Raw genomic sequence first — 11,291 nt, 5'->3', positions numbered from 1 at the left:
GGCAATGCCGCGGTTGACGGTTGACGGTCCATAGCTGTCGGTAGCCTATCTACGACTCACTACGGACCAAGAACCGACAACTCAATTTTTAGGTGGCCATGGCGACGGGGCACACCCCTTACCATTCCGAACAGGGAAGTTAAGACCGTTTGCGCCGATGGTACTGCTATACCAAGTGGGAGAGTAGGTAGCCGCCTTACTTCGAAACCCCCTTCACTATAAGTGAAGGGGGTTTTTTTATGGGAAAGATGTATGTAAATACCTTTAATGGTATATTTATATCATAAATAAAATGATATGGTCAATAAAATATTCCTTTTAGTACTACTACTACTACTACTACTAATTTCAACTGTTACTTTTTCTCAAAACTCAAATCTTAAGGCACTAGTAGGCGGAACCTTAATTGATGGCTATGGTTCTAAACCTGTCGCCAATAGCGTTATACTTGTGGAGGGGGAAAAGATTAAAGCGGTAGGGACCACTACTACAGTTAAAATTCCAGATAATGCAGAAATAATATCTACTGAAGGTATGACCGTACTTCCGGGATTATGGGATATGCACGTGCATACCATGATTAACGGTCATGCTGACTATGCATACTGGGATAAAACCTATCCACCGTTGTTAGGAGATGTTATTATGCCGTCATCTGCGGAGCAACTATTAATGGCAGGTGTTACTAGTGCTCGTGACCTGGGGGCGCCCTTAGCGGAGAGTATTGCAGTAAGAGATGCTATTAATAATGGTGACATTCCCGGTGCTACATTATACGTATCAGGTCCTTTCATTCAAAAGAAACCGTACCCTGGAACTGAGGATTTTAGATGGGGAGTTAACGGTCCTGATGATGCACGTAAAAAAATTAAAAAATTAGCAAAGGCTGGTGTGGATGTTGTTAAGTTGATTGACCAAGACCAAATGTCCATGGAAGAATTATCGGCTATAGTAGACGAGGCACATAAGAATAATTTGAAGGTCGTTGTACATGGCCATAGGCCTGAAGAAATACGAAGAGGACTTAAAGTAGGGGCAGATTGTTTTGAGCATACAGGTTTATCTTCAGCTCCCAGATATCCGGATGATATAATGGACATGATAAGGGAACGAACTGCGGATATGAGCTCAGGTCCTTTGTTTTGGTGTCCAACCGTAGAAGGATTGTATAACTATGAATATACTAGGGACAATCCTGAAGTATTGGATAATGATTCTTGGCACAGAGGCCTACCTGATACGGTGGTTACGGACATAAAAAATAGCATAAAGCATCCGGACCAGCTCCCTTATTTTCAATTAACACCTGTCAGAAAGCCTACTCTAAAAACTAAAATTCAACAATTATTAGACGCCGGGGTAGTACTCATGATAGGTACGGATAGTGGTATTCCTATGAAATTTCATAGTCAGTCTACTTGGAACGAGTTGGACGTTTGGGTAAATGAATTTGGGATAGACCCCATGTATGCCATACGGGCGGCAACGTATTGGCCCTCTTTATGGATGGGTGTTTCGGACGAAGTGGGAACGGTGACTCCTGGCAAATATGCAGATATCATAGCGGTCAAAGGAGACGTGCTAAGATATATAAGCCTTTTACAGGATGTGGATATTGTTATTAAACATGGGAAACAATATAAATGATGGATACATGTATTCATTTAGATTAAATATAACCCCATAATTCTTAATGACTAAACCTACTGTTATTCAAAAAGAAGAAAGACTCAATACAATTTCTCATTTGATAGGTGCTTTGTTCGGGGTAATGGGATTTTATTTTTTGCTAAATAAAAATTCTCATAAAACCGACTATGCAACTTTTAGCATTATAGTATATAGTTTCACTTTCATACTAATGTTTACGGCTTCCTCTCTTTATCATCAGGTTTCTTTTGCTCGTTTCAGAAACAGGCTAAGAATTCTGGACCATATCTGTATCTATCTTTTAATAGCAGGCACTTATACCCCTGTTGCTTTGATTACTTTGATTAACGGAAATGGTTGGGATATTTTTGTTTACGTATGGTCCATTGCGGCTATTGGTGCCTTATTGAAATTATTCTTTACTGGAAAATATGAGTTTTTTTCATTACTCCTCTATTTGGCTATGGGTTGGTTAATTGTATTGGACTTTCAAAATCTCTTAGATTATACCGAAAAATTTGGAATTAGGCTATTGTTTATAGGAGGTGGATTCTATACTGCTGGAATTATTTTTTACGCTATAGATAAGATACCTTACAATCATTTTATTTGGCATTTATTTGTCCTTGCTGGAGCTATAAGTCACTGGCTTTTTATATTCTTAGATGTGATATAGTGCAAAGAAAACAATACCTGTTTTATAGTAATGTTCCTTAAACAGGGAAGATTTAATTGGTTTTCTTAGTAGCGCACTATCAGTATAACATATGCTGCGCCTTATTTTAGGATGTCTTCGTAGGTTAAAAAGAAGTCTTCGAAGCTAATCATGGTATCTTGAAGAAAAATCATGGTTTCCTGCCAGGTTTTTTTATTATGAATGGAAACATTTTGTCGTTCTACATAGATACGAGAAATTTCCTTTTGGTTTTCTAAAAGGTAATAATCTTCGTAAATGGAGTTGGGCAGGTAGTCCGCTAGGAGTATACTTTTCAATGAATTTAGTTTTTCCCATATTTCAATGCGCTGTTCTAAATTACCAGTAACATCTAGCGAGACCATAGCGCTTTTTAAATTGAAATGAAATTTAAAATCTAAACCCTTCTTACCCGTTTTATATAGAATCCATTTTCTAGGATAGGATTTTCCAAAGGCTATCCAAAACGCTTCTCTTAGTTTTCTAGATTCTTCTTTACTGAACATTTACAAAAAATATGCAATGACTACTCCTAATATGATTACCGATAATTTCCTAAGGTTAAACTTATGTCCTTCAGAACTTTCAAACAATATTACGGTAGAGATATGAAAAAACACGCCGATGGCCATGGCATTCAAATAAACGGAATAGTCCTCAATGAGAGCTATATTATCAGCTAAAAATGTTCCTAAGGGAGTCATGAAGGCAAAGATTACTATAAATAAACCGGCATAAAAGGTCTTAAGTTTAGAGCCCAAAAGGAACAGACTAAGTATAAGAGCAATGGGTATTTTATGAATTAAAATAGCGTATACCATTGTTTCATTTGTCAGGACGGGGACACCTTCTAAAAGCGAATGTAGCGAAAGACTTAGGAACAGGAGCCAAGGGAACACTTCACTCTGACTTGATAGGTGAACATGACCATGTTCCGCACCCTTGGAAAAGAATTCCAAAAAAATCTGTAGTAGGATGCCGAGCATTATAAACACCCCAATTGTTTTGGTATCTGAGTTATCATAAACTTCTGGTAGCAGCTCAAAAATGGTAAGTGCCAATAGAAATGTACCGCTAAATGCAAGTAACAGTTTAAAATGCTCCTTATTCTTAGGCTTTAGTATTAGGACTAAAATAAAACTGAGAAGAACTCCAAGTACGGGTAATAGGTATATCATTTATGATAGTAAGGTGATTAGAAAGGAATTGGTGTTTTTCCTTTTCGGCATCAAAATTAACGTATTTTTGTGGTAGGTTAAAAATAGCTGATGGGTAATAATTTTAGAATGGTGGCCAAGACCCTTTTCGGGTTTGAAGAAATTCTGGCAAAAGAATTGCGTAACCTTGGAGCGAGCAATGTAAAGGAGGGTGTGCGAAACGTAGCCTTTGATGGTGATACCGGATTCATGTACAAGGCCAATCTCTGTTTGCGGACGGCCATTAAAATAATTAAGCCCATAAAATCCTTTCAGGTGGGCAATGAGAAGGATTTGTATCGAAAAATCTATGAAATGGACTGGACGGAATACCTTTCTGTTGAAGATACTTTTGCCATTGATTCTACGGTAAATTCTGAAGCTTTTACACACTCTTTATATGTATCCCAGAAAACGAAAGATGCTATTGTGGACAAGTTTAGGGATACCGAAGGGAAAAGACCCGATGTTGACGTTAAACATCCAGATTTGCGTATCAACATGCATATTCACAGCAATACCTGCAATGTTTCTTTGGACAGTTCTGGAAGTTCCTTACATCATAGAGGTTATCGCATTTCTACCAATATAGCTCCTATCAATGAAGTTTTGGCTTCTGGTTTATTATTATTAAGTGGATGGGACGGACAGTGCGATTTTTTAGACCCCATGTGTGGCAGTGGTACCATGCTTATTGAGGCCGTTATGATTGCCTGTAATATTCCTGCGAACATCAATAGAAAGGGTTTTGCTTTTGAAAAATGGCCTGATTTTGACGAAGAGCTCTATGAAAAAATTATAGATTCTAGTTTAAAGAAGACGAGGGAATTCCATCATAAAATTACCGGTTATGATAAAGCACCCTCAGCTATTCGAAAAGCGCATGAGAATATAGAAAATGCCAACTTAGAGGAATATATTACACTTAAAAGGGCTAATTTCTTTAAGACGGATAAAGAAGGTGAACGCCCGTTGCACATGTGTTTTAATCCACCTTATGGGGAGCGGTTGGACCGTTCCGACCTAGATTCGGATTTTGATGTGGAGGAATTTTATGCGGATATCGGAGATACTTTAAAACAGGGATATCCTGGAACTAATGCTTGGTTCATTACCTCTAATCTACAGGCTTTAAAATTTGTGGGATTACGTCCCTCTAGAAAAATAAAAGTCTTCAATAGTCATTTAGAATCGCGATTGGTACAGTATGTCATGTACGAGGGAAGTAAAAAAGCGAAATACAACAAACAGGATTAAGGTATGACTTTGAAAAATAAGGCACTGTTATTTAATTTTATCGGATTCGCCGTACTTTTTCTTGTAGCTCGGTTTACTCTTGCCTATTTTTTAGAACTCCATAGATTGTTACTTGCACTTTTATAAGCCGTTATCGCCACGGTATTGGCTCCTAAATTTGCCGTGGTACATGCCGAGGGTCGGCGTTTGGTGATGAAGTGGATATTCTTAAAAGGTGTAAAAGAATTATAAGCTATTTTTCTTCGTTTTCAAGTTCCTCTATTTTTTTCTTTGCCCTGTTTTTCTTCTTATACAGAGGCAGAAAATAGGATATGGAATAGTTGTAACCTACACCAAATTTACTATCCCAGGTGACCTTATTAAATCCCGGAACCCATAAAAGAGGAAAGCGGCCATCCTGCGCATCTGTAAAAAGAAAACCCAAGCGTATACTTGCACCTAAAAAAATATTTGAAAATAATTCTATTTTAGTTCCGAATAGTGCTTCTATCCAGGCGGCATTGAGACCGCTAAACTGTTCTGGTTCATTTGAGCCTGGCGCAAAACCCTCGGGGTTCCAGTACCGGTTAGAGTCAAAAAGTTGATAATTGTTCAGAGTGTTCTCAAATGTGCTAAAGGCAAGTCTAGCTCCCATAAAAACTGAGTTCTGTTCTCCGTACCAGTTCGCATAGGTATTATTGTCCACCCCAACTTTTATATAGCTACCCGATGTCGTAAAGTTGTAAAGGTCTTCTTGTTTGGTTCTTTTTTCGTTTCCGAGTTCAGCAGCAATGTATAGTTTTTGGGTAAGCCTATAATCGGCAACAATTTCAAAACCCGTATAATTATCATCTAAACTGGTTAAGATCAGCCGGCTTAAATCTATACCTGCCCGCAGACCATAGGATTGCTCGTACACCACAGTATCTTTTGGCTTTGTATCAATAGGTTTGCTCTGGCCAAAAACCGTTATAAAGCTGAAGAATAAAAAGGTGCTAATGAAAGATTTTGACATGTGTAGAGTCTGCGTTAATAATCTGGGTCTGCGTAATTTCTATTCCTTGTATCCAATTGTCCGTGTCAGTCGTTAAATTTGCATCTAGGTTATCATAGTTGATAACAAAACCGCAGGCACGGGATTTAAAATCTTCTAATCTGGAATACGAAAAATTTACCGTGTCAATATTCCCTGTTTCTGCGCCATTATCGTCCGAGGCAGAATTGGAAATGAGCAAGAAATTCGTGGTATCCTCTGCAGTCTTTAAAGGAATGGTTATGGTATTTAGATTAGACCTATCTGCAACCGTGTTTACGGTTACGGTTTGCCCTTGTCCTACGACTCTTAATGCCGTTACGTTCTTTAGTGCGGTAGTATCATCAATATTGAAGAATTCTATAACCATTAAAGGCGTATCTCCCTCCACACAAATGTCATCTTTTTCGCAAGAAGCAAAAGCAATAAAACAAAGCAGCGTAAAAAAAGCTATTCTAAAAATTTTCATGCTATTTTTTCTTTTCTAAAAGTACAACATTTTCTACGTGGTGCGTTTGTGGGAACATATCCACGGGTTGCACTTTAGTTACATCATACAGCTTTTTCATGAGTGCCAAATCCCTAGCCTGTGTAGCCGAATTACAGCTTACGTAAACTATTTTGTTTGGAGCAATAGTTAGTATTTGTTGTACTACGTCTTTATGCATACCATCTCTAGGTGGATCAGTAATAATAACATCGGGAATACCATTTTCAGCGATAAACGTTTCATTAAAAACATTTTTCATATCACCTACGAAGAAATCTGCATTAGTAATATTATTTCGCTCTGCATTTTCTTTTGCATCCAAAATTGCTTCAGGAACAGCTTCTATACCTACTACTTTTTTTGCCTTTTTTGAGATGAACTGCGCTATAGTACCTGTACCCGTGTACAGATCATAAACCAGTTCATCACCCTTTAAGCCAGCAAAATCCCTAGTAATCTTATAAAGTTCGTAAGCCTGTTCCGAATTGGTCTGATAGAAAGACTTCGCATTTATCTTAAACCGTAAACCTTCCATTTCCTCAAAAATATGGTCCCTTCCCTTATAACAGATAATATCTTGGTCGTAAATTGTATCGTTCTGTTTTTGGTTGATTACATAAAGTAACGCCGTTATTTGTGGAAAGGTCTGCGAAAGGTGATTCAAAAGCAGATTTCTTTTTGCTTCATTATCCTCATAAAACTGAATCAATACCATAATTTCTCCCGTAGAAGACGTGCGTATCATTAAAGTACGCAACATCCCGTATTGATTTCTTGGATTAAAAAATGTAAGCCCTTTCTTTTGGGCAAAATCCTTGGTTTCTAATCTAATAGCATTTGAAGGGTCCTCCTGTAGATGACATTTTTTGATGTCTAGAATTTTATCCCACATTCCGGGAATATGAAAGCCAAGTGCATTCTTGTCTTCAAAAATAGTATCCGACTGTAATTCCTCCAGTGTTAGCCATCTGCTGTCAGAAAAGGAGAATTCCATCTTGTTGCGATAGAAATATTTTTTTTCTGAACCTTTTATGGGTGTAATTACCGGAAGCTCCAAGTGACCTATTCTTTTTAGGTTGTTCTCAACCTCTTTTTGTTTGTAGAAGAGCTGATGTTCATAGCCCATATTCTGCCATTTACACCCACCGCATACACCAAAATGTTTGCATTCTGGTTGTACTCTTTTATCGGATTTGGTATGGATGGCCGTGGCCGTTCCTTCAAAATATGCCTTTCGTTTTTTGGTCGTTTGGACATCAACAACATCACCAGGAACGGCATTGGTCAAGAAAATTACGCGTCCGTCAGGAGCTTTACCTATAGTTTTTCCCTTAGCACCTGCATCCAGTACCTCAACATTTTCAAAAACCTGACGTCTCTTATTTTTTCGCATTGAACAAAAATAGCAATCACTATAGATATGTAGCGGGTTTTAAGAGAATAATAACTCATAATTTAAGTTGTGCAATAACCTGATTTTAGATTTTTTGAAGATAAAAATGGGAACGCTTATAAAGCGTTCCCAAAAAAACCTAACCTATTCCTTGTATATTATTTACTATTGAATTTTTCTAGAATTTTGCCCATTTGTTTACCTGCGGCTTCTCTACCTCCTAGTCCAAAGGATAGGGCTACCGTCACGGCTATGGTACCCAAGGTGATACCAAACGCCATGTTAATAATGTCATCTGCCATACCCATTGTCTTTAGGCCCATTGCCAAGAATATAGCTAATATTGCCGTTCGGATTATTGATGCCACAAAACCATTGGATTGATTTTTACCGAAGGCATTTTTAGCCATGATACTTACCCAATTACCAATGAGAATAATAACGAGTCCAAATAAAATTTTACCCGATAAAGCCGTAACCGTTTGTATAATCTCTGTGAGTTGAGCAAATTCTAATTTTTCCAATGCTGTCAACAGGCCAAAAATAATGATGAAAAAGTAAGCAATGTTGGCTATAGTTTTAGATAGGTCCGTATTTTTTGTCATATCTCCTAAGTGAAGTTGACCAACTAGTTTATTCAAATTCATTTTATCCAAAATGTCTCTAACCATCTGTGAGATAAACTTTCCACCAACGACAAATAGAATTAAGATAAATGCGGCTAAAAGCACCTTGGGGACCGCACTGAAGAATTGTGTAAGTATTGCTGTTGCAGGCTCCGAAATGGTATCCATATTCAGGATATTCAATGCCGAGATAAGGAGTGGGATAAAGATAAATATGAATACTACTTTCTTAAGGATGCCCACCAAATCAAAACCTTCTGAAATACCAAGTTTAGGAAGAAATGATTTAATGGTATCGCCAGAGAGACCTACAAGCTCAGAAACCATGGTGGCCAACATATAACCAATATAACCAACTAATCCGGCTCCGATTATATTTGGGATATAGGCCAGGAAGCCATTAAGTAGATTTTTTACTGGATCAAGAACGCTTTGCATACCTAACTTTTCAAGAACTAGGGTAAACACAAATATCATGGCTAAAAAATATACGAGCTTACCAATAAACTTGGATATCGTTATTTTATCACTTTTAATTCGTTCATCGATACCACTTTTTTTAATCAATCTGCAGATGATACGTTTTAGGAAACCTGCTATGAACCACCCTATAATCAATATTAATAGTGCTCCCAATGTGCTTGGCAAAAAATCTCCTGCTGAATTACTTATGCTATTAAGCATGTTTTGAAATACTTCCATCTTACTATTTTTAGTGTTAGTGTTCTAATTAGGACACCTAATTGATACAAAAGGTCACTACTATTGCAAAACTTTATAATCTCAAACCGTAGGGAGAAACATATTCTTAAGGCAAATTTTATTAATTTCGCAGCTCTACTAAGGATGATTTCTCTCCTACGCTGAATTTTCTCCCGACGGTTCGGGATTTGAAAGGATAAAGGTACAGAAGGAATGGTTATTTTATTTTAATTTAAATTTTTATTAAAATGGCTGTTTTAGAACAATTAACATCGCAGCAAGCAATTGAATTAGAGAACAAACACGGGGCGCACAATTACCACCCACTGCCCGTAGTTTTAAGTAGAGGGGAAGGCGTTCATGTTTGGGACGTAGAGGGAAAAAAGTATTACGATTTTCTTTCGGCTTATTCAGCGGTAAACCAAGGACACTGTCACCCTAAAATAGTGGGAGCCATGACTAGGCAAGCAGAAACACTTTCATTGACTTCGAGGGCATTTTATAATGATATGTTGGGAAAATACGAGAAGTATGCCACCGAAACGTTTCATTTTGATAAGCTTTTGCCTATGAATACTGGAGCCGAAGCCGTGGAAACTGCACTGAAGATATGTAGAAAATGGGCTTACGAAAAGAAAGGCATTGCGGAAAATAATGCCCAAATCATTGTATGCGAAAATAATTTTCACGGACGTACTACAACTATTATTTCCTTCTCTAACGACCCTGTTGCACGTAAGAATTTTGGGCCGTATACGGACGGATTTATCAAGATTGCATATGACAATCTAGCTGCTCTTGAAGATACTCTAAAAAGTAATCCGAACGTCGCAGGATTTATGGTCGAACCCATACAGGGCGAAGGGGGCGTATATGTTCCATCTGAAGGATATTTAAGTAAAGCAAAGGCCCTTTGTAAAAAATATAACGTACTCTTAATTGCAGATGAAGTGCAGACCGGTATTGCTAGAACGGGGCGTCTGTTGGCCACATGTGGTAATTGTTCCTGTAGCGACAAGCACTGTAGCGGAACTCCGGAGGTAAAACCTGATATTCTCATCCTTGGAAAAGCATTGTCCGGTGGGGCCTACCCTGTTTCTGCGGTTTTAGCCAATGATCCTGTAATGGAAGTGATTCGTCCTGGCAATCATGGAAGTACTTTTGGTGGCAACCCCATTGCCGCCGCTGTTGGTATGGCCGCTTTAGAAGTGGTGAAAGAAGAAGAGTTGGCACAGAACGCTTCTGAATTGGGAGAACTATTCAGGGAAGAACTAAATAAGTTTATACCGTCTTGCGATTTGGTACTTAGTGTACGTGGAAAGGGACTTTTAAACGCTATCTTAATCAACGATACCGAGCAAAGTTCTACGGCGTGGGATATTTGTATGGCTTTAAAGGAGAATGGGTTGTTGGCCAAGCCAACGCATGGAAACATTATTCGTTTTGCACCTCCTTTGGTGATGACCAAAGAGCAATTATTGGACTGTGTCGCTATTATCCAAAGGACATTGGAAGAGTTTAAATAAACACTATAGGATATTTTATTTTGATTATAAAAAAAGTCCCGTTTCAAAACTGAAACGGGACTTTCTTATGATAATGGCATCAATAATTATTGAAAACCTCCTTCAGAAGCTGCGGAATATATGATGGCACCTATTGCGCCAAAATAAATTATCCCTAAGATAAGATACACCCCAGCAATACCTAAACCAATATAGGATAGAATCCTGCCAGTTTTAACATTGTCATATCCGGAGTAGGCCTCCCTATCCAATTGATACGCTTGTTCAGCTTTCCTTGCACTACTTAGTCCTATAAAACTAAAGATAGCGCCAAAAGGGCCACAACAGAAAATAGTCAGGACTATGGATAGAATTCCGAATGTTAGGGCATTACTTGCTTCAGGAAGGGGTTGATTCATGAATTAATAGATTATTCTATTCCTAATTGTTCTAAAAGCTCACGAGACTGTTCGATTTGCGCATCCCACCCTGTTTGATAAATGGTCCATGCATTCATTATGAAATAAATTAATCCCAAAATCAATACAATAATGGAAATAATTTTCACAGTCTTTAAGGTACTATAATTTGAGTAATCCTCAGGATTTTCTTTGTACAACTTTTCGTCCTTACTTACAAGAAATAGGGCAATTCCACCCAGTATGATTCCAGGCAGACCAGCCACGCAGCAACATAAAAATCCTAAAATTGATAATACCATGGCAATGGTAACATTGGGTAATTTTTGTTGTTCCATAAATTAAAA

The 11,291-nt window shown here is 37.9% G+C and carries 12 protein-coding genes and 1 rRNA gene; 5 read left to right on the top strand and 8 right to left on the bottom strand.

Annotated elements, in window-relative coordinates:
• The first annotated feature begins 88 nt into the window (after positions 1-88).
• The 3 genes from rrf to trhA all read left to right on the top strand — a co-directional run bounded on the left by rrf (position 89) and on the right by trhA (position 2,326).
• A 5S ribosomal RNA gene (rrf, locus tag BFP77_RS03855) occupies positions 89-200 on the top strand.
• A 97-nt stretch (positions 201-297) separates the two neighbouring features.
• Entirely contained in the window at positions 298-1,647 is a 1,350-nt protein-coding gene (locus BFP77_RS03850) for an amidohydrolase family protein (protein ID WP_099572747.1), read from the top strand.
• 46 nt (positions 1,648-1,693) lie between these two features.
• The gene (trhA, locus tag BFP77_RS03845; protein WP_099572746.1) at positions 1,694-2,326 is read left to right on the top strand and encodes a PAQR family membrane homeostasis protein TrhA; all 633 of its coding nucleotides are present in this window, start codon (positions 1,694-1,696) and stop codon (positions 2,324-2,326) included.
• A 101-nt stretch (positions 2,327-2,427) separates the two neighbouring features.
• Here trhA and BFP77_RS03840 read toward each other — a convergent pair whose 3' ends face one another.
• Together BFP77_RS03840 and BFP77_RS03835 are read right to left on the bottom strand one after the other, a co-directional pair.
• Positions 2,428-2,850, bottom strand: a complete 423-nt coding sequence (locus BFP77_RS03840) for a DUF4268 domain-containing protein (RefSeq protein ID WP_099572745.1) — start codon at positions 2,848-2,850, stop codon at positions 2,428-2,430.
• On the bottom strand, positions 2,851-3,522 hold the full coding sequence (locus BFP77_RS03835; RefSeq protein ID WP_099572744.1) for a ZIP family metal transporter: 672 nt from the start codon (positions 3,520-3,522) through the stop codon (positions 2,851-2,853). It lies immediately after the preceding gene.
• A gap of 90 nt (positions 3,523-3,612) precedes the next feature.
• On the opposite strand from BFP77_RS03835, the gene BFP77_RS03830 reads away from it, so the two are divergent.
• A complete protein-coding gene (locus BFP77_RS03830; protein ID WP_099572743.1) occupies positions 3,613-4,797 on the top strand; it encodes a THUMP domain-containing class I SAM-dependent RNA methyltransferase in 1,185 nt (394 codons plus the stop codon).
• A 232-nt stretch (positions 4,798-5,029) separates the two neighbouring features.
• Here BFP77_RS03830 and BFP77_RS03820 read toward each other — a convergent pair whose 3' ends face one another.
• From BFP77_RS03820 to BFP77_RS03805, 4 genes are all read right to left on the bottom strand, one after another.
• Positions 5,030-5,791, bottom strand: a complete 762-nt coding sequence (locus BFP77_RS03820) for a DUF6048 family protein (protein WP_099572742.1) — start codon at positions 5,789-5,791, stop codon at positions 5,030-5,032.
• Positions 5,772-6,278 (bottom strand): DUF6452 family protein, encoded by a 507-nt coding sequence (locus tag BFP77_RS03815; protein WP_099572741.1) that lies wholly within the window; start codon positions 6,276-6,278, stop codon positions 5,772-5,774. The genes BFP77_RS03820 and BFP77_RS03815 overlap by 20 nt, the downstream gene beginning before the upstream one ends.
• Position 6,279: 1 nt before the next feature.
• Complete coding sequence (gene rlmD, locus BFP77_RS03810) at positions 6,280-7,692, bottom strand: 23S rRNA (uracil(1939)-C(5))-methyltransferase RlmD (RefSeq protein WP_099572740.1); 1,413 nt, start codon at positions 7,690-7,692, stop codon at positions 6,280-6,282.
• A 158-nt stretch (positions 7,693-7,850) separates the two neighbouring features.
• Positions 7,851-9,020 (bottom strand): mechanosensitive ion channel, encoded by a 1,170-nt coding sequence (locus BFP77_RS03805; RefSeq protein ID WP_099572739.1) that lies wholly within the window; start codon positions 9,018-9,020, stop codon positions 7,851-7,853.
• 248 nt (positions 9,021-9,268) lie between these two features.
• On the opposite strand from BFP77_RS03805, the gene rocD reads away from it, so the two are divergent.
• A complete protein-coding gene (gene rocD / locus BFP77_RS03800; protein ID WP_099572738.1) occupies positions 9,269-10,546 on the top strand; it encodes an ornithine--oxo-acid transaminase in 1,278 nt (425 codons plus the stop codon).
• An 86-nt stretch (positions 10,547-10,632) separates the two neighbouring features.
• Here rocD and BFP77_RS03795 read toward each other — a convergent pair whose 3' ends face one another.
• Entirely contained in the window at positions 10,633-10,944 is a 312-nt protein-coding gene (locus BFP77_RS03795; protein WP_099572737.1) for a CCC motif membrane protein, read from the bottom strand.
• Between the two features lie 11 nt (positions 10,945-10,955).
• The gene (locus BFP77_RS03790) at positions 10,956-11,282 is read right to left on the bottom strand and encodes a CCC motif membrane protein (protein ID WP_099572736.1); all 327 of its coding nucleotides are present in this window, start codon (positions 11,280-11,282) and stop codon (positions 10,956-10,958) included.
• Between the last annotated feature and the right edge of the window lie 9 nt (positions 11,283-11,291).

This window comes from Maribacter sp. 4U21 (assembly GCF_002742365.1).
In the GTDB taxonomy this organism is placed as follows: domain Bacteria; phylum Bacteroidota; class Bacteroidia; order Flavobacteriales; family Flavobacteriaceae; genus Maribacter.
The sequence above is the reverse complement of the archived record's forward strand: the minus strand, read 5'-3'. Positions and strand labels throughout refer to the sequence as shown.

Bases quoted from the DNA above. Each gene is read 5' to 3' on its own strand.
- rocD (WP_099572738.1), top strand. From the start codon at position 9,269: ATGGCTGTTTTAGAACAATTAACATCGCAGCAAGCAATTGAATTAGAG.
- BFP77_RS03850 (WP_099572747.1), top strand. From the start codon at position 298: ATGGTCAATAAAATATTCCTTTTAGTACTACTACTACTACTACTACTA.
- BFP77_RS03815 (WP_099572741.1), bottom strand. From the start codon at position 6,278: ATGAAAATTTTTAGAATAGCTTTTTTTACGCTGCTTTGTTTTATTGCT.
- BFP77_RS03805 (WP_099572739.1), bottom strand. From the start codon at position 9,020: ATGGAAGTATTTCAAAACATGCTTAATAGCATAAGTAATTCAGCAGGA.
- rlmD (WP_099572740.1), bottom strand. From the start codon at position 7,692: ATGCGAAAAAATAAGAGACGTCAGGTTTTTGAAAATGTTGAGGTACTG.
- BFP77_RS03820 (WP_099572742.1), bottom strand. From the start codon at position 5,791: ATGTCAAAATCTTTCATTAGCACCTTTTTATTCTTCAGCTTTATAACG.
- trhA (WP_099572746.1), top strand. From the start codon at position 1,694: ATGACTAAACCTACTGTTATTCAAAAAGAAGAAAGACTCAATACAATT.
- BFP77_RS03790 (WP_099572736.1), bottom strand. From the start codon at position 11,282: ATGGAACAACAAAAATTACCCAATGTTACCATTGCCATGGTATTATCA.
- BFP77_RS03835 (WP_099572744.1), bottom strand. From the start codon at position 3,522: ATGATATACCTATTACCCGTACTTGGAGTTCTTCTCAGTTTTATTTTA.
- BFP77_RS03840 (WP_099572745.1), bottom strand. From the start codon at position 2,850: ATGTTCAGTAAAGAAGAATCTAGAAAACTAAGAGAAGCGTTTTGGATA.
- BFP77_RS03795 (WP_099572737.1), bottom strand. From the start codon at position 10,944: ATGAATCAACCCCTTCCTGAAGCAAGTAATGCCCTAACATTCGGAATT.
- BFP77_RS03830 (WP_099572743.1), top strand. From the start codon at position 3,613: ATGGGTAATAATTTTAGAATGGTGGCCAAGACCCTTTTCGGGTTTGAA.